This is a genomic window from Candidatus Zixiibacteriota bacterium (genome assembly GCA_021159005.1).
Lineage (GTDB): Bacteria > Zixibacteria > MSB-5A5 > UBA10806 > 4484-95 > JAGGSN01.
On record JAGGSN010000117.1, the window covers coordinates 21,930 to 40,327 of the forward strand.

Below are 18,398 nucleotides of genomic sequence, written 5' to 3' on the forward strand. Positions count from 1 at the left end.
AATGGAACAGGAATTTTCCTATCAGAATGAAGTTAATAAGATAAAATTCGATGCTGACAATGAAGATTGTCTCAAAGCTGACAGCTTCAAAGCATTGATAGGAGAAAAGGAATACAGATTCAATATCTCTAAGATTTCAGCCAACAGCCTTTCTATAATCCTTGACGGCAAAAGCAGGCTGGTTTATGCCGCCGAATCCGATGACGCAATTTTCATTAACCTTGACGGCAGGAATATCAAGCTTGATAAAGTCGGCGATGACATGCAAAAATTCGCGCAGGATGATTCCGTGTTTGGCGATAAAGATAAGATTACCACTCCCATGCCGGGCAAGGTTATAAAAATCTTAGTTGGTGAAGGCGACAGGATTGAAGAAGGTCAACCGTTAGTGATTGTCGAATCGATGAAAATGGAAAATGAGATAAAATCGCCTACAAACGGGTCTGTTAAATCGGTGCATTTCGAAGCCGGCGATCTTGTCAATCCCGACCAGCCGATTATCATGCTTCAGCCGGATGAAGAAGAATAATAATTGCAATTTTATGTTTTAGAATAATGCAGCTGCCAGTTTTCCATACTATAGTATCAGAAACAGCCTTAGACGTTAGACTTCACACATATCTTATAAGCCAGTTCAACAGCTATACGTAAATAATTATTCGCAATCTCCCCTGATTGGAGAATCGCCGCAACCTCTAAAATAGTTGTGGAGGTAAATAACATCCGAGCTTATTACATCGCAGTCGCCATTGGCATCACCCGCTAAAAATGGTATCGGCGAAGGATTTGAACCGCAAAAATAGGCAATAAGATATGTTATATCAGATAGAATAACAACTCCATCGCCATTAGCATCCCCGGGAATAAAATCAGTGGTAAATGCTGCGGCAACATTTAAGCTGCTTGTAATAACGACAGTAACGGGGTTATCATCACCCTCAATATCGCCGCCCCATTCTACAAATTCCCAAGATTCGCACGGCTCAGCTGAAAACACCACCGTATCACCATAATCATAACTTTCTTTGTAGGGGGAATAAGAAATTGAGCCGCAGCCATTTTCCTCAGTGTCAATATAATAATAGCTGGAACTCGAATCGACTACGGTAAAAACCGGCGAATTGGAAAGGTCGGAGAAATTACCGGCTTCATCAAATGATTTCACAGCAAAATAATAGCTGGTGTATAATTCCAACCCGGCTACTATCATGGTTTCGGCTTGTCCTGCCGGGGCTGGTGTCGGTTCGCCATCCGCCTGAATCGCATTCTGCCATCTTTGCTCGGTATTAATCGGTCCGGAGCTGTAGAGGATATAGCGGACATCATAACCAGCCGCCTGCCCGTAATTGCCATCATCGCCGGGCGCTGTCCAGTTTAGTGTGATTTCGCCGTAATCCAAAGATACATGACCAGAGTCGCTATCTCCGGCTGGCTTGACGATATAACCGGGATTGGGCTTATTATCACCGCTAATATTTGCCGTTAATATATCCTGCTTATCTGATTGCGCATGCGCAACAGAACAGACCGACATTATAAAGAAAACTGTAAATACACTTACAGCTTTAGCTACCGAATGCTTCATTTAAATTTCAGCTTCGATCCCTGAAGTAAAAAACCGCGTTTTATATTTTTTCTAACTACCGCTCTCAACAGTGAAGCCCCGTTATTCCATCCTTGATGCTTGCGATATTAGCTTGATGAGAGCCGTTCAAGCCATAGAAGCCATCGGGAGATATGGGCTTACAAACTCAGCATTTATCTTACGAAAAACCAGAGCATGCTGTCAAGCTATTTTAGCTAAAAAATCGGAATATTCTGAAAATACTTGACATATTAGGCAAGTAATTATTAAATTCCCGATGAGTGAGTGATCGCTTTTAAGCAAACAGCTTAAGCTTCTGTGATAATTGAATATGAATAAGATGGTAAGATAATTAGCCGTTAACTTTTAAACGAAAGGGGATTTATGCTTAAACGATTCAAACGTAGAGTTATGGGGGGGGCATTGCTATTATTAGCATTCGGTTTATTTGCGCCCATTATCAGAACTAAAAAATGGGTAGCAATATTTGTACTATAGCCCGGATTCAGCTAATGATTATTGCTACGTTCATTATAATATGGGCGTACCGAGCTACATGTTCTACCTTTTGGCTCAGGGCGGATATAATCAGTATTATCCGCATCTCGATACCGTTTCGGGTAGTGGCATTGAAAACGCAATGGAAATTATGTATAAGTCAAACACAATTCCAAGATGGAGATGGAATGCCAATTTCTTTCAAGCCAAAACTGGATGTCTTATAGCGGCTATTTTTGATTGTGGTCAGCCTGATTGGGCAATACAAGTTGATAAAGCCTGGAATGCTGTAAATGTTGGATGCAGATATATGCCTGGTGATGCAAACTGTGACGGTATGTTTATAGGTGGAGATATAGTCTATATTGTACAATTATTCAGAGATCCTGATCCATGTGATAGACACATACAGTGTTTAGACACAACTGGAGTATTGTTTCAACCAGCATTAGATATAAGTGGTGATTGTCTAGTAACACAAGCTGATATAACACATGCTGTAGGGTATTTTAGAGGAGAAATTCCAGCAATAGAATTCTGCCCTGCCTTTCCTGATACAATTTCACCATAAGTCATGCAGAATTTAGGGAATAAAATAGTGTTAATAATTGTAAATTAATTAAGGAGAAGTAATGAAAAAAATAATATTCTTTTTAACAATTTCTTTAGCGCTGATATTAATCAACTTTGTTAATGGGCAGGAAGATTCGACAAAAACAATTCCCAGTATTTATGACCCCCTGCCCGGTTACGAAGAGTGGTTAAAGAACAGAAAACTTAGCGCTGAAGATGCATCACTTGTTGAAAAAGCTTATCAATATATGGAAAAACGGAAAGATTATTGTAAAACTGATGATCCTCGTTCTGACTTTAAATTTAGATATATAGATAGATCTTCAGGGTATTCTATCAAAGTAAAATTCTGGCAAATAGTAAATGGAATAATATTAAAGCACTCATTCATATATATTGGTATAAAAAGTGATGGCAGTATAAGAAATATAAGCGGCAGGTTTTACCCGCAAGCCTGGAATGTAAATACAACGCCTACTATTACCAAAGAACAAGCTAAAAAAACAGTCTTTAACGATTCCCGATGCGTACCAACTGCAAAATATCATGGAGAGGATATTTTATCGTTTGAACAGGTTCATGCTGATAGCCTAATCATATTAGAGCATGAGAATGATTTTCACTTATGCTGGAAAGCATTTATACCCGGTTTGACTTACTATGTTGATGCTCATACAGATAAAATAATTAGAACAGAAGTCAATATGATACCAAATTAATTTAATAAATAAGTTTGAGGTTTATGAAATGTATAGCAAAATTAGAATAACAAAGCTGTTTTTAATGGCTCTATTGATTACATGTTTTTTTACTATCTCATCAGCATATTGTGCTGAAGATCCCGGCTTACCGGATTCAATCATGGTAGGCAATCTTGACGGCAGTTTTATTGCCGCCTGTCCGGGAGATACAATCGACGTTCCTGTTTGGGCTAAATGTGATGAAAATGTCGGAGGCATGCATATCCCTATAGCTACAGATGATCAATATATTGCAGAACACTTAGATGGTTCGTTTTATGATCAGCTAATATATTGGTGGATTATTGAATTTTTGCCAACAAGGCCAGATAGACCTTTTGAAAATTTCACTACACAAACGATATTGGGTGTAAGTATTCATATGGAAGGACCTGATATGGATAGCTTATTCAACTCTCAATACAATTGGGTCAAAATTGCTGAATTTAAAATGATAATAAGTTCAGACACATCCAACATTGGATGTACAACTCAAATAACAAAAGGCAGGGAACAACTTGCTGGTGGAGTCCATTTCAGCAATGAGATGGGAAGCCTTGACTGGTCGACTGCATTAGTTGCCGGCGGAATCGCCATCGTCCCCGACGGCTACGCCTACCTCCCCGGCGATGCCAACATGACTAACGGCTTATGGCCGCCAATGGTTTTAGGCGGCGATATAACCTACCTCGTTAGTTATTTTCGAGGGCTGCCCTCAAGCCAACCCTGCCTGCTCGACGGTTTCTGGGCCTCCGCGGATGCCAACGGCGACTGCCTTGTATTAGGTAGTGATATAGTCCGTTTGGTTAACTTTTTTAGAGGTTATACTACAATCGAATACTGCTCGGATTATGAACCGCTATGGCTAACACCTGATGATATATCAGGCAGCGCGCCATTAGGCTGGCCTAATTGCGAGACGCCGCCTGTATCCGGCAGAGTTACCCCATCCGGTTTTGGCAAGTAAGATTCTATAACGGTTGGTGTATGTCTAAGACATTTATGGTTGGCGTCCCTCCCGGTGCACCAACCGCTCAAACCTGAGCCAATCGTCCCCTAATCCTTCCCCCATGACAACAACCCCATGAGCGTTCTAAAATCGCGCCTGTTTAAACCGCCTGTTATTACTAAGGCAACAACCAAAACCGCCGCGCCGATTAATATGCGCGGGATAATCATCACGCTTTCGGTAAACTTTATCGACAACACCATCAGGGCAAGCGCCGGCAGAAGCCGCCAAAGCAGGGAGGCAAACATCCTGTAGGGCAGGCTGCTTCTCAGCGTAATTATAAAACCTGCCGCCGTTATCAGCTCGGAAGCTACTGTAGCCAAAGCCGCCCCGGCGAAACCATACGGCGGGATTAAAATCAAGTTCAGGATGATATTGACAAACGCCCCGGCGCCGGTTAGATACATCAGCCGCTTTTTCAAGTCGCGGGCAATCATAAGGGCATTCTGAAGCGTATTGACAAACATCATCGCCATCGCCCAGATTAAAATTTTTAGGGCATTAGCGCCGGGAAGATAGGCTTCAGGATAAATCAGCCTATAGATAGGCTCGGCTAAAAATGCGGCGCCGAATGCCGCCGCCATACCGAAAAATAGCAGGTACTTAAAACCGGTCTGATATAATACATCCAGCTTATCCGGCTCGCGCTTGAAATAGCTCGACATCCGCGGCAGAAGCGTCGAGGAGAATGTCGCCGACACCAAAAGCAAGCCATTAACCAAAGCATAAGCCGAATTGTAGCAGCCCACCGCCTGATCGCCTTTGATAATCGACAGCATGATTAAATCAGCCCGATAGTAGATAGTTATCAGAATCGCGGTAATGCCAAGCGGCGCCGACTGCTTTATTATATCCAACGCCTTAGTTAATTTTCCCCTCAATGAAAAACCGCCAACAACCCGTCTTGCTGTAATAGCTATGGCAACCGCCGATAATACAGCTGTGATAAGATGCGTTACACCGATGCCAGGCAGACTATAGCCCAAATATAAAACCAGTATGCCCAGCATAGTTCCAGCCATCTGCGTGCTAAGAGACAGCATGCTGAAATATTTAAACTTTTCATAGCCAAGCAAGATGCTAATAAAGCTTCCCGCCAAGCAGTTAAGTATCATAGTGAATGACAATAGCCATAAGAATATTTTCAACGGCAAAGGTTTGTTTATGATAACAGATATAACGAATATAATTATTGCAGAAAGAGCGCTTAATATTAATCGGGAGATAAACGAATCAGCTGCTAATATTCTGGCTTTGTTCTTGTCATTGAAAATTGCGGTCTGTCTGGTTTGATAATTTTCGATGCCAAAATCAGATATGACTGTAAAAAAGGCGAATACGGCTAAGGCAAAACCATATTGTCCGAAAGTTTCAACACCGAGCATTCGGGCGGCATACAGGGTAAAAAAAAACCGAGAATTTTAACGCCTGCCTGAGCCGATAACATTACTAAAGAACTTTTAGCGATGCTTTGCCGGGCAGGTTCCGACATATTAAAAAGCCTCCTTCTCAATTATACCGATAATAATATGTCCGATAGTTATATGGGATTCCTGTATTCTTTGCACACAATCCGAGGGAATGATAATTGGCTTATCCGCAAGAGCGGATAACTGTCCGCCATTGCCGCCTAAAAAACCGATAGTATGGATTTTCATCTTTCGAGCAGTCTTAACCGCTTCTATAACATTGGCAGAATTACCGGAAGTTGAGATAGCAAATAATATATCGCCTGATTTTCCAAAGGCCTCAATCTGGCGCGCAAATACTTGCTCGAATCCATAATCATTAGCGCAAGCGGTGAGTGTTGCGGCATTTGCGGCTAAGGCTAATCCCGGTAAAGCCGGACGGTCGAATTTTCCGGTGAGACGCACTACGAGTTCGGTTGCCAGATGCTGGCTATCGGCGGCAGAACCGCCATTGCCGCAAAACATGATTTTGCCATTACGCTTCATCGCATCTACGCACATCATGGCAGCTTCATATATAATTTTAGCAGATTGCTCCGCTAATTTTATTTTCAATTCAGCTGATTCTATAAGTTGAGCTTTTATTATATCTTCCATATAACCTTATCTTTCAGATTGTTGACACAGTAGTTCTTATTAAAACTAAGTGGCGTCTGCTATTACGCGTAGGGGCGTATTGCAGCACGCCCCTATGGCTTGCGTTTTTACAAAGTCCGAAAATATCAACGAAATAGCAATCAATAATCATCTTTCTAAAGTCTTATCTTCCGTGTATAGCCCGGGCAAATTTCTTCACCATATCGGGATTATCCTCTAAGGTGTTGCCTATAATTATAAATGAGGCTCCGGCTTTAGCAACTTTACCGGCATATTCGGCATCAGTGATGCCGCCGCCGACTATAATAGGCACATCAACATATTTACTGACAGCTTTAATCATCTCCAACGGCACCGGTTTCTCTGCTCCGGAACCTGCTTCGAGATAAACTAATTTCATGCCGAGATACTGTCCTGCTAAAGCATGAGCGCAGGCAATATCCGGTTTATTACGAGGTATGGGCAAAGTGTTAGACATAAACGACACCGATGTTAACACTCCCGATTCAATCAGCATATAAGCGGTAGGGATTACCTCAAGGCCTATCTTTTTTAACACCGGAGCGGCTTTAACATGCTCATCAATCAGAAGGTTCGGGTTTCGGCCGGATATCAGCGATAAAAACAGAATGGCATCAGCATGACCGGAAACCATCGAGGATGAACCCGGAAATATAAGCGTTGGTTTTTTAGCGGCTTTTTTAACAGCAATAAGAGCTTTCTCAAAATGGTTTTTCACCATTAATGATGAGCCGAATAAGAAAGCGTCCGCGCCGGCTTTTTCGCACTTTGAGGCGTAGTTAGCGATTGCTTTCGCTGACTTGCGGTCGGGGTCAAGCAGGACTAAAAAACCGCAGCCTTTTTTCTTTTTGATGTTTAATAGCTTCTCAAATACCTTCATAGGGAATACTTCTTTTTTAATGAATCTAAAGCAGTCTCGATTTTATCAACAGGCATAGCGCCCCTGATAGTCGGTTTGCCGCCGCCTTTCGCTCCAACCGATTCAAATAGCGTATTTTTTACCTTAACCGCAAAGTTATAATCAGAAGAGGCAATAGCATACTGGCCATTTAAACGCGAGCATACTACAATCGTCTCATTCTGATGAACGCTTTTAAAATTATCGAAATATGTCATGAACTCTTTTGGTGATTTGTTCTTAACTACAAAGCCAAGCAAATTTCCCTTATCGGTATCAATATTGATCTTCGGTGAAAGCTCTTTAGCTTTTTGAGATATATCCTTCGCCGCTGATTTGCTCTTATCTTTTTCTTGTTTTTTGATTATATCCAACAGGTCAGCAAGCTTGCTTGCCAGATTTTCCTTAGTCAGAATCCGGGTATGTATATAACCCTGTAAATTTTTTATCTCAGCAATATCGCTATCGTCTATCTGCTCAATTGGCTTATCAAAATATCTTTTCAATTTGTCTATATAACCATTTTGCTCCGAGATAAATTTCTCAAAAGCATCGCCGGTGATAGCCTCAATCCGCCTTGTGCCGGCGGCAATTGCGCCCTCGGAAATAATAAAGAATCCGCCGATATCCTTTGTATGGTTAACATGGGTGCCGCCGCATAGCTCCATTGAAAAATTGCCGGTTTTTACTATCCGAACATCATCACCGTATTTTTCGCCGAACAATGCCATCGCGCCCATTTTCTTAGCTTCGGCAAAACTCTTATTTTCCCATGTAACCGGCAGGTCGGTATTGATCTTTTCATTGACAATATTTTCCACTTCATTAAGCTCATCATCAGTCATTGCCTTGAAATGCGAGAAATCGAAACGCAGTCTATCGGGGGCAACTAACGAACCGGATTGGTAAACATGCTCGCCCAGTGTCATGCGCAAGGCTTTATGCAGCAGATGTGTGGCGGTATGGTTGCGCTGGATGTCGGCGCGGCGGGATGAATCGATTTCGGCGGTTACCCGACCGGTATATAATTCAGGCACTATTCCGTTTACAAGTTTGCCTATATGTATATGCTCATCATTAATCTTAATTGTGTCCGTTACCTTGATTTTAAAATTGTCAGCCAAGATAAATCCGGTATCGCCTACTTGACCGCCGCTTTCGGCATAAAAAGGTGTTTGGAAAAGTATAAACTCGTATTTTTTATCATCAATTGATTTTCCTGCTAAAACCTCGGTATCAATTTTTTCATTGTCATAGCCAATAAATTTTTCGATTTGCGAATCTCTCTTAATTTCAATTCCGGCACTGCAAATAATTGCTTGAAATTTACTGCCTTTTTTTGACAACTCTTTCCGTTCCTCGAAGCATTTCTCACAGCCGTTCATATCAATTCCAAGCCCCTTTTCACGCGCCATAATTTCGGTTAAGTCAACCGGGAAACCGTAAGTATCATACAGTTTGAAAACCTGCTCGCCGGGGATAACCTTACTGCCGGTGCCGACTGCTTTCTCGGCAATATCATCGAACAACTCCAAGCCGATATTCAGACATCGTCCGAATTGTTCCTCCTCGGTTTTAACAACCAACTCGATATGACCGCGCTGGGCTTTTATCTCCGGAAAGTATGCTCCCATATAATCAACAAGCGGCTGGACAATCTTGTATAGAAACGGCTCGTTCAATCCAAGCTGATGGCCATAGCGGGCGGCTCTGCGAAGTATCCGCCTTAGAACATAACCGCGTCCCTCATTTGATATAGTAGCATTGTCGGCTAAAGCGAATGTTAGCGCCCTGACATGGTCGGCAATCACCTTATGCGGCGTGCCCTGTACGCCGGAATAGTATTTCTTGCCGGACAATTCAACAACTTTGTTAATAAGCGGCGTAAACAGATCGGTTTCGAAATTTGATTCCGCATTTTGTAAAATCATACTAAACCGTTCCAGTCCGCCGCCATAGTCAACCGATGGCTTAGGCAGGGGCGTCATCTGTCCGCTTTCATCGCGGTTATACTGCATAAACACAAGGTTTCCGAGTTCCATAAACCGGTCGCCATCGCCGTTAAGTTCGCCGGGTATATGCTCGCCGCGGTCGATATGGATTTCCGAGCAGGGCCCGCAGGGACCGGTATCGCCCATCGACCAGAAATTATCTTTCTCGCCGAAACGAAGCACCCTATTGCCAAGTTCCGGGGCTATTTTTTTCCAAAGTTTTTCAGCATCATCATCGTCTTTATAAACAGTGGCATAAAGCTTTTTTGTATCCAGACCTAATGTTTTAGTGAAAAATTCCCAGGCAAAATATATCGCTTCTTCCTTGAAATAATCGCCAAATGAGAAATTACCAAGCATCTCGAAGAATGTCTGATGACGCGCTGTCAAGCCGACATTATCGAGGTCGTTATGTTTGCCGCCGGCGCGGATACATTTTTGGGAGGAAGCAGCGCGCTTATAATCGCCCTTTTCAAAGCCTAAAAATCTGTTTTTAAACTGGACCATGCCGGCATTGGTAAATAAAAGTGTCGGGTCATCCAGGGGCACTACCGGCGAGGAGGGCACAATACGGTGTCCCTGTTTCTCAAAATAATCTAAAAAAGCCTGTCTTATTTCATATGATTTCATGATGGCTTAAATAATTGATTTTTACAATAATATCAAGGGTTAAAAATGAATATTGTATATTGTATAAATTAATAGTATCTTAAACTATGATGCTAATAAAATTTGAGAGACCTTATAATAAAGGATTGATATGGGCAGACTGACATTTTATGGCGCGACAGAAACAGTAACCGGGTCGAGATATATCCTTGAGCTGCAGGGTATGAAACTGCTGATAGATTGCGGGTTATTCCAAGGCTCCAAAAAAAATCGGCTTAAAAACTGGGAACCGTTTCCGGTTCCGCCTAAGGAAATAGATCGAGTCTTATTAACTCATGCTCATATTGATCATACAGGATTCCTACCCCGTTTTTGCAAGCACGGTTTCAAAGGGCAGGTTCATTGCACTCACGCTACCGCCGACCTTTGTGAAATTTTGCTTAAAGACAGCGCTCATATTCAGCAGGAGGATGCCCGCTGGGCTAATAAGAAGGGATTTTCCAAGCACAAACCTGCGCTTCCCCTATATACTGTCAAGGATGCCGAGAATGCTTTGACGCATTTTTCGCCGCTGTATTATGGCGAGGATTTATATCTGGGAGATAATTATCGCTTAAAGTTCAAGGATGCCGGTCATATTCTCGGTTCGTCATTTATCGATATAAAAACAACCGAAGGAAAAGATGCCAAAAAGATTTTTTTCAGCGGCGATATCGGACGGCCTGCTAAACGGATACTAAGAGACCCGATACAGGCGTTTAATGTCGATTATTTAATACTCGAATCAACCTATGGCAACCGTCTTCATGGGGACAGTTATCCAATCGATGAGCTTGCGCGCGTTATAAACGAAAGCGTTGAGAGAGGCGGAACGCTTGTAATCCCCTCATTCGCTATTGGTCGAACTCAATCGCTTCTATATATAATCAGGGAATTGGAAGAACAAAATAAAATACCGGACTTGCCGATATTTATCGACTCGCCAATGGCCATTGATGCCACGGAGATTTTCAGGAAGCGAATATCCGACCAGCATCTGACCAGCAGGATACTAACGCTTGAAGGGAAGAGGATATTCCATCCTAAACAACTTCATATCTGCGAAACAAGACAGCAATCGAAAGCTATCAACCAGCAAAAAACACCGGCGATAATCATATCCGCCAGCGGCATGGTTACGGGCGGACGTATTCTGCATCATTTACTGCAGAGATTGCCCGATTCAAAAAATACGATATTGTTCATAGGCTTTCAGGCTTACGGCACTCGCGGCAGGACAATTGTTGAGGGCAGCCAAGAGGTTAAAATTCACGGCCGGCATATTCCGATTAATGCTAAGGTCGAGTCAATATCGGGTTTTTCAGGACACGCTGATTATAATGAAATCCTTGCCTGGCTTATGGGTTTTAATAAACCGCCGGAAAAGACATTTATCGTGCATGGCGAACCGGAAGCCGCTGCATCAATGGCGGAAAAAATCCATACTCATTTTGGTTGGGATGTTGTTGTACCAAAGTTTGGCGATAGTTTCGAGATAAACCTATAGCATGCTCCTATACGCAATGGCATAAAAATTTCATGACTTAAAGGAACTGCTTTATCACCAACACGTCTCGATTATAATATTATCAAACACAGGTTGTTGACAGAATGTAATTTTTTAGAATTATTTTAAAATATTAATTTTTATATTAACGCAACGCGTAGGGGCGTATTGCAATACGCCCCTACGCAAGGCACATATAGTATCTTATAGCTTTTATTATTACTTTATTAACGACCCGTCTTGATTATAATATTATCCAGCAGTCTGATTTTATTTATAACAACGACTAACGAAATTAAAACACGGCCGTCAATTGTCTTAATCTTCTTAAGGTCATCCCAGCGATTGAACGAAATGTATTCAATGCTTACATCAGGTATCGAATTAATAAGCTCTGTCATCTTTGATTGGATAATATGAACCCGAGTCTGACCTGAGTTAATTAATTTTCGAGCCAGCCTGAGGGATTTATAGATAACCTCTGCTTTTTTTAAATCGTCCTTTGATAGATAGGAATGTCTGGAGGACATGGCAATGCCTGTTTTAGTCCTGATAATCGGACATCTGACAATTTTCATATCGAGATTCAAGTCGGCCGTAATCTGTTTAATAATTGCCAACTGCTGGGCATCTTTCTGGCCAAAATAAGACCTATGCGGTTTAACTATATTGAACAGTTTTATGCAAACAGTAGCCGCGCCGCGCATATGGTTAGGGCGGGCGGCGCCTTCAAGACAATCATTTATGGAACCAGGAGTTATATAAGTCTGAAAGCTTTCGGGATACATATCATCGGCAGAAGGATTAAATATTATATCGGCGCCGGCAATTTTAGCTTTTCGACAATCCGATTTAAAACTCCTTGGATACTTTGCATAATCCTCATCCGGAGAGAACTGAACAGGATTAACAAAAATTGAGACAACTGTTAAGTTGTTTTGTTTTGCAGACTTTCTAATAAGCGACAGATGCCCCTCATGCAAAGCTCCCATAGTTGGGATAAAACCGATTTGTTTGCCGCCCTGACGGTATCTATCAGCTAATTTTTGCATCGATTTTAAGGATTTGACTATATTCATAATCTTGAAATAATTCAAATTCCTAACAATTATGCAAGAATTATTTTTACTTAAATTTAGCGGTTCATTGTAAAAAGCAATTTTTTGCCATATTTTCTTCTTCTTTATTTTTATGCGAATTCTCACTTGATGGTATTATACAATCTTCCTCTGGTTGCTAAGCGGTGCTTGGTAATCAAAGCTAAACAGAGTGTCCGTTAAATCGGGGTAATATCAATCAATATAAGTGTTGAGATATTTTTTAAAATAAAGTATAATACTGAAGGTGTTAAAAGGAGTATGCAATGGATATTTTAAGTTGGTTTAAAGAAGCAAACCCTATACTACAAGCTTTCCTGGCGACATGTTTTACTTGGTTTATAACCACTGCGGGAGCCGCAGTAGTTTTTGCGGCAAAGGATTTAAGCCGGAAAGCACTTGATGCCATGCTGGGTTTTGCCGCTGGTGTGATGATTGCCGCCAGCTACTGGTCGCTTTTGGCGCCGGCAATTGAAATGTCGGAGGGGCTATCAATTCCAGTCTGGGTTCCGGCAGCATCGGGGTTCCTTCTCGGCGCTTTTTGCCTCCGTTTAATTGACTGGCTGCTGCCGCATTTGCATTTTGGCGCGAAAATGGAAGAAGCTGAAGGAATCAGCACAAAATGGAAACGAACAACACTGCTCGTGTTAGCGATAACCCTACATAATATCCCCGAGGGATTGGCGATTGGCGTTGCTTTCGGAGCGGCCGCCGCCGGCTACCCATCGGCAACGCTGGCAGGCGCTATGGCGTTGGCGCTTGGCATCGGCATCCAGAATTTTCCTGAAGGCACTGCGGTTTCGGTGCCATTGCGGCGAGAGGGCGTTTCACGTTTAAAAAGTTTCTGGTATGGACAGCTTTCAGGCGTGGTCGAACCGATAGCAGGCGTTATTGGCGCGGCATTAGTTATAATTGCTCGCCCGATTTTGCCCTATGCTTTGGCTTTTGCCGCCGGTGCTATGATTTTCGTAGTCATCGAGGAACTCGTCCCGGAATCACAAACAAGCGGCCATTCACATGCCGCCACGATGGGGGCTATGATTGGTTTTGTGGTTATGATGATTCTGGATGTGGCGCTGGGGTAGGATAGATTTTAAAGATATGCGTTTTGAAGACCTTTATTTGTTTTAAACTACGCAACTGTTATTAATGGAGAAAACCGAGCCAATGAATAAACCTGAAACCTCACCATCAAACATTAGCCGCCGCAAAACCGCTGTACGCAGCATTCTTGATGATAGAAATGCTAAAAAGCTGAATCAATGGGCGGAAAAAGCTCGCAATCCCCATAGAATTCTTACCTCCTTTATATTTGATAATGACCCGTTAATCTGCTTTCGCGCCGCAGAGGCGATAGGTATAACGGCAATATTATCAGCTCGAGAAAACATGGAAAGCGTGCGACGTATAATACGCCGTTTTTTCTGGATGATGAATGACGAATCAGGTAATTTCTGCTGCTATGCCCCTTATGCTATCGGCGAAATAGTGCGAAATGTGCCGAAATTGATTGCAGAATACGGTCACCTTCTGCCGCCCTTTTTAGTAGAGGAACCATTCGAGAAAGGCACTCGTTTGGCTATCGCCAGAATAGCCGAGATAGATAAAACATGTTTTAGCCCTACCGTAACAAAAAAACTTATCCAGACGCTTGATGATAATAGTCCGGACATCCGCGGAAGTTCGATAATTGCGCTTAAGGCTTTGAATGCCTCCGATGCCGACGATAAAATCAGTTCCTTAGTCGATGATAATACGCAAATTGAATTATATGATTTTAATACAGGAAAATTAACACGGATAACAGTGGGTGAAGCGGCAAAGAGCTTCTCAGAATAAACAATCGAAATGCGATATTCGGTGTAATTGCTTAGTGTGGAAAAGAGCATTCAACTTGCATCAGGAAATAATGATGAAAGCGCGGCTTGCCCGCTATTTGGAAAAACTGCCTTGAAATAAACTAAATATATAAGCGAGGAGCGAAATGAAAATAACAATAACTTATGACAACGAAGTATTTAAAAAGGGGCTTCAAGCCGACTGGGGATTCTCCTGTTTTATAGAGGCATACGGCAAGAGAATTCTTTTTGATACAGGCGCCAAGGGCGCGATACTTCTTGATAATCTCAATAAGCTTGATATAGATCCTCTCACTATAGATGAAGTAGTTATTTCCCATGACCACTGGGACCATATAGACGGGCTTCCTGATTTCCTTAGTATAAATCAAACCAAAGTCTATATTCCATTATCTTGTCAAACCCCAAGCGGCGCCAGTGAGATAATCAGGGTTGATGAATCTTTAAAAATCCATGACAATATCTTTTCAACTGGCGAGCTTGATAAGTTTGAGCAATCTCTCGTAGTCAATACGGAAAAGGGGTTGATTGTAATTGTCGGATGTTCCCACCCCGGTGTCAAGCTTATCTTGAAGGCCGCATCCCAATTTGGCAAACCATACGCGCTTGTAGGCGGCTTGCATGGGTTCGATGAATTTGAGTTGGTTAAGGACTTACGGTATATATGCCCCACTCATTGCACTCAGCATATATCAGAGATAAAGTCGCTTTATCCGGATAAATATATTCAAGGCGGAGCTGGCCAGATAATAGAATTTTAAGAGGAAAAATTAATCCGATAATATCTGTTTAATATTTGCGGAGAAAGGATAATAAGATGAAAGATAAAATCAGAATATCGAATAGGGTTTCGCAGATTGGTAAATCTGCCATCCATGAAATGACCAGGCTGTCGAAAGAGGTGGATGATGCGGCGTTTTTGTCATGGGCAAAACCAACCTCCGATACGCCTGAACATATCAAAGAGGCGGCAATATCTGCAATAAAAAATAAACTGGCAGGCGGCTATTCTGAAAATTCAGGTCTGTTGGAATTAAGAAAAGAAATCGTCAAAAAGCTCAAAAGGGATAATAATATTGATGCCAATCCCGCTCAAATTTTGACAACCGTAGGCGCTATCGAGGGATTGTCTGCCGCTATAATGGCTTTAGTTGACCCCGGCGATGAAGTTATTCTGCCATCGCCAACATATTCCACTCATATTCGTCAGGTAGTTATTGCCTCAGGAAAACCGGTTTTGGTTCCCACACTCGAAGAAGAAGGATTTATCCTCGATATTAAGGGCATCAAAAAAGCGATAACTCCCAAGACAAAAGCTATTCTATTTTGCTCGCCAAGCAATCCAACCGGCGCTGTTTTTAGTGAGAAACAGCTCCGCCAATTAGCCGAGATTGCCTTAGAGAATAACCTGGTGATTATCACCGATGAAGCGTATGAATATTTCGTTTATGATGGACACAAACATTTCAGCATAGCCTCTATTCCCGAAATAAAAAAGAATGTGATTAGCTGTTTTACATTCACCAAGACCTATGCCATGACAGGCTGGCGAATTGGATATTTGCATGCCGATGAAGAATTGATTCCGCAAATCACCAAGGCGCATATTCCATTTGCAATCTGCGCGCCGGTAGTCTCTCAATATGCTGCGCTTGGCGCTTTACAGGGGCCTCAGGATTGCGTCGCCAAATTCAGAGAGCATTATCTTTTGGCGCGCAACTTGATGTGTGAGCGTCTTGATGCCATGAGTTCAGTATTTCAATATCACAAACCGGAAGGCTCTTATCTCATGTTTCCCAAAATACTCTTAGATGAGGGCAAGGATTCGACAGCTTTCTGTAAAAATTTATTAAAAAAGGGCGGAGTATCAACAACACCCGGAATCGCTTTTGGGCCAACCGGTCAAAGCCATCTAAGGTTGTCATTTTGTGTTCCCGAAGATGAGGTAAATAAGGCGTTCGATAGAATGGAAGCTTATTTCGGTTAGTTGATATTCAAATCTATTGCCAAAAGATGCTAATGGAAATACGATATCGCCCTCAGGATGTCGTCCGCCTTAGGCTGACTCTATACTGAGGGATAGCTAAATAAAATAGGCAGGTCTCGGGGAGACCTGTCCTACTGTTTCATGCGTCGTCAGTCCGACACAGCGGATTTCCTGACGACAACGTGGTTGGTGTAAGTCCCCGTGCACCAACATGGCTTATGTGTAAATTACTATGACCTCATCGTGCCCAGATATTTGGTCGTAAGCTGTTTCTCGCGGACATGCTTTTCAGTATAATCCGGTAATAACATCGGCGCCACACGGTCGCCCTCGATACCGGTTTTTTCGACTTCTTTATTATACTTCACTACATGCTTTAAAGAAAGCTTCGAACCATTGGCTTTGTCTTTGGCATAAACAGCGGCGCTCTTACCGGCTATACGGCCAAAAACCATGATGTCTAAAAGCGAATTGCCCATCAGACGGTTTTCGCCATGCACGCCGCCGGCTACCTCGCCAGCCGCAAACAAACCGGGCAGGGACGTTTCGGCTTTGCTGTTATATTCCAAGCCGCCGTTCTGGTAGTGAAGTGTCGGGTAGATTAGCATCGGCTCTTTAGCTATATTGATGCCAAAGCGTTTATAAAGTATATGCTTGCCGGGGAATTCCTTTTTAACTGTTCCCTCGCCTGAAAGCATTTCAATCATCGGAGAATCGAGCCATATGCCAAATTTGCCCGTAGGTGTCGGCACACCTTTTCCCTTAACCGTACATTCCCTAATAATCGCCGAGGCTTCCACATCGCGCGGCTCGCGTTCGTTAACAAACTGCTGGCCATCGATGTTAACCAGGTTTGCGCCCGAACCTCGGAATTTCTCGGTGATTAATATGCCTTCAGCTTGTTCCGGGAAGACAACACCTGTCGGATGATACTGGACGGTATGTAGGAAACAAATCTTAACACCGGCGCGGTATCCCATCACGAGGCCGTCAGCGGTTGCGCCATAGTGATTGGTAGTCATGAACCCTTGAGTATGAAGGCGTCCCGAACCGCCGGTAGCCATAACGACCGCTTTTGCCTTCACAACGATATATTCTTCAGTTTCCATATTGTAAAGGACAGCGCCAGCGCAATGGCCTTTTTCATTAAGAATCAATTCAATTGCCGGAGAAAACTCGATTACCTTTATATCATTGACGCGGTTGCGGGCTTCATCACGAATTGTTCTCATCATCTCTGCGCCGGTAATATCGGCAGCATAATGCATCCGTTTACGGCAGGTACCGCCGCCATGTTTCGTCTGTAAAGTGCCGTCCGACATTTTTGAAAAATTACAGCCTAAGGATTCTAACCAGGCTATAACATCAGGAGCTTTGTTAACCAGCGTTTCCACTAATTCTGGAACATTTTTAAAATGACCTCCACCCATCACGTCAATGTAATGATAATAGGGTGAGTCTTTAAAACCCTTGCTAGCGGCTTGAATTCCACCCTCAGCCATAATAGTGTTGGCATCGCCATGGCGAAGCTTAGTAGCGATTAGAACTTTTGCGCCTTGTTCCTGTGCCAGTAAAGCTGCTGCCGTACCAGAACCGCCGCCGCCAATTACAAGAACATCCGTTTCGTAATCGATATTTGATAAATCAATTAAGGATGGATCAAGACGGCTTTTGGCTTCGATTAAATCGGCCATCTCATGAGCGATTTTATAACCTTTATTAGCACCAATTTTCAGTTCGCGGCGTCCTGCTTCCTTGAAATCAGGATGATGTTTGAGAATATCTTTGCGCTCATCAAGTGAAAGAAAAGTAACTTCCTCATTGCGTTTTTTGCGTTCCACTCTTTCTGCGCGCGTACTTTCGACAATTTTAGCAAGTTTTTTTAATTCTTCCGGATATGGCATAATCAACCTCTTTTA

The 18,398-nt window shown here is 42.7% G+C and carries 17 protein-coding genes; 9 read left to right on the forward strand and 8 right to left on the reverse strand.

What is annotated here, in order from left to right; all coding sequences use genetic code 11:
• The first annotated feature begins 1 nt into the window (after position 1).
• Entirely contained in the window at positions 2 to 529 is a 528-nt protein-coding gene (locus tag J7K40_07480; protein MCD6162239.1) for an acetyl-CoA carboxylase biotin carboxyl carrier protein subunit, read from the forward strand.
• Between the two features lie 126 nt (positions 530 to 655).
• Here J7K40_07480 and J7K40_07485 read toward each other — a convergent pair whose 3' ends face one another.
• On the reverse strand, positions 656 to 1,585 hold the full coding sequence (locus tag J7K40_07485) for a hypothetical protein (protein MCD6162240.1): 930 nt from the start codon (positions 1,583 to 1,585) through the stop codon (positions 656 to 658).
• A 538-nt stretch (positions 1,586 to 2,123) separates the two neighbouring features.
• Between J7K40_07485 and J7K40_07490 the strand changes: the two genes are divergently transcribed.
• From J7K40_07490 to J7K40_07500, 3 genes are all read left to right on the forward strand, one after another.
• Entirely contained in the window at positions 2,124 to 2,654 is a 531-nt protein-coding gene (locus J7K40_07490; protein MCD6162241.1) for a M4 family metallopeptidase, read from the forward strand.
• A gap of 61 nt (positions 2,655 to 2,715) precedes the next feature.
• Entirely contained in the window at positions 2,716 to 3,375 is a 660-nt protein-coding gene (locus tag J7K40_07495; protein MCD6162242.1) for a hypothetical protein, read from the forward strand.
• 28 nt (positions 3,376 to 3,403) lie between these two features.
• Positions 3,404 to 4,363 carry a hypothetical protein gene (locus J7K40_07500; GenBank protein ID MCD6162243.1) on the forward strand — a complete coding sequence of 320 codons (960 nt, stop codon included), beginning with the start codon at positions 3,404 to 3,406 and terminating at the stop codon, positions 4,361 to 4,363.
• An 89-nt stretch (positions 4,364 to 4,452) separates the two neighbouring features.
• On the opposite strand, the gene J7K40_07505 is transcribed toward J7K40_07500, so the two are convergent.
• The 5 genes from J7K40_07505 to alaS form a co-directional block, all read right to left on the reverse strand.
• Positions 4,453 to 5,790 (reverse strand): flippase, encoded by a 1,338-nt coding sequence (locus J7K40_07505; GenBank protein MCD6162244.1) that lies wholly within the window; start codon positions 5,788 to 5,790, stop codon positions 4,453 to 4,455.
• Positions 5,748 to 5,897 (reverse strand): hypothetical protein, encoded by a 150-nt coding sequence (locus J7K40_07510; protein MCD6162245.1) that lies wholly within the window; start codon positions 5,895 to 5,897, stop codon positions 5,748 to 5,750. The genes J7K40_07505 and J7K40_07510 overlap by 43 nt, the downstream gene beginning before the upstream one ends.
• A gap of 1 nt (position 5,898) precedes the next feature.
• On the reverse strand, positions 5,899 to 6,471 hold the full coding sequence (locus J7K40_07515) for an SIS domain-containing protein (GenBank protein MCD6162246.1): 573 nt from the start codon (positions 6,469 to 6,471) through the stop codon (positions 5,899 to 5,901).
• A gap of 163 nt (positions 6,472 to 6,634) precedes the next feature.
• Positions 6,635 to 7,372, reverse strand: coding sequence for a geranylgeranylglyceryl/heptaprenylglyceryl phosphate synthase (locus J7K40_07520; GenBank protein MCD6162247.1), 738 nt, complete (start codon positions 7,370 to 7,372; stop codon positions 6,635 to 6,637).
• A complete protein-coding gene (gene alaS, locus J7K40_07525; protein ID MCD6162248.1) occupies positions 7,369 to 10,011 on the reverse strand; it encodes an alanine--tRNA ligase in 2,643 nt (880 codons plus the stop codon). The genes J7K40_07520 and alaS overlap by 4 nt, the downstream gene beginning before the upstream one ends.
• Positions 10,012 to 10,141: 130 nt before the next feature.
• Here alaS and J7K40_07530 point away from each other — a divergent pair, with 130 nt between their 5' ends.
• Positions 10,142 to 11,536 carry an MBL fold metallo-hydrolase gene (locus tag J7K40_07530; protein ID MCD6162249.1) on the forward strand — a complete coding sequence of 465 codons (1,395 nt, stop codon included), beginning with the start codon at positions 10,142 to 10,144 and terminating at the stop codon, positions 11,534 to 11,536.
• Between the two features lie 227 nt (positions 11,537 to 11,763).
• Here J7K40_07530 and J7K40_07535 read toward each other — a convergent pair whose 3' ends face one another.
• Complete coding sequence (locus J7K40_07535; GenBank protein ID MCD6162250.1) at positions 11,764 to 12,615, reverse strand: pantoate--beta-alanine ligase; 852 nt, start codon at positions 12,613 to 12,615, stop codon at positions 11,764 to 11,766.
• A 284-nt stretch (positions 12,616 to 12,899) separates the two neighbouring features.
• On the opposite strand from J7K40_07535, the gene J7K40_07540 reads away from it, so the two are divergent.
• The 4 genes from J7K40_07540 (at position 12,900) to J7K40_07555 (ending at position 16,479) form a co-directional block, all read left to right on the forward strand.
• Positions 12,900 to 13,718, forward strand: a complete 819-nt coding sequence (locus tag J7K40_07540) for a ZIP family metal transporter (GenBank protein ID MCD6162251.1) — start codon at positions 12,900 to 12,902, stop codon at positions 13,716 to 13,718.
• A gap of 82 nt (positions 13,719 to 13,800) precedes the next feature.
• The gene (locus J7K40_07545; protein MCD6162252.1) at positions 13,801 to 14,472 is read left to right on the forward strand and encodes a hypothetical protein; all 672 of its coding nucleotides are present in this window, start codon (positions 13,801 to 13,803) and stop codon (positions 14,470 to 14,472) included.
• A 145-nt stretch (positions 14,473 to 14,617) separates the two neighbouring features.
• Positions 14,618 to 15,253: an MBL fold metallo-hydrolase gene (locus tag J7K40_07550; GenBank protein ID MCD6162253.1), complete on the forward strand. Its 636-nt coding sequence runs from the start codon at positions 14,618 to 14,620 to the stop codon at positions 15,251 to 15,253.
• 56 nt (positions 15,254 to 15,309) lie between these two features.
• On the forward strand, positions 15,310 to 16,479 hold the full coding sequence (locus J7K40_07555; GenBank protein MCD6162254.1) for a pyridoxal phosphate-dependent aminotransferase: 1,170 nt from the start codon (positions 15,310 to 15,312) through the stop codon (positions 16,477 to 16,479).
• A 230-nt stretch (positions 16,480 to 16,709) separates the two neighbouring features.
• Here the strand turns inward: J7K40_07555 and J7K40_07560 are convergent, their stop codons facing one another.
• On the reverse strand, positions 16,710 to 18,383 hold the full coding sequence (locus tag J7K40_07560) for an FAD-binding protein (protein ID MCD6162255.1): 1,674 nt from the start codon (positions 18,381 to 18,383) through the stop codon (positions 16,710 to 16,712).
• Positions 18,384 to 18,398 lie beyond the last annotated feature (15 nt).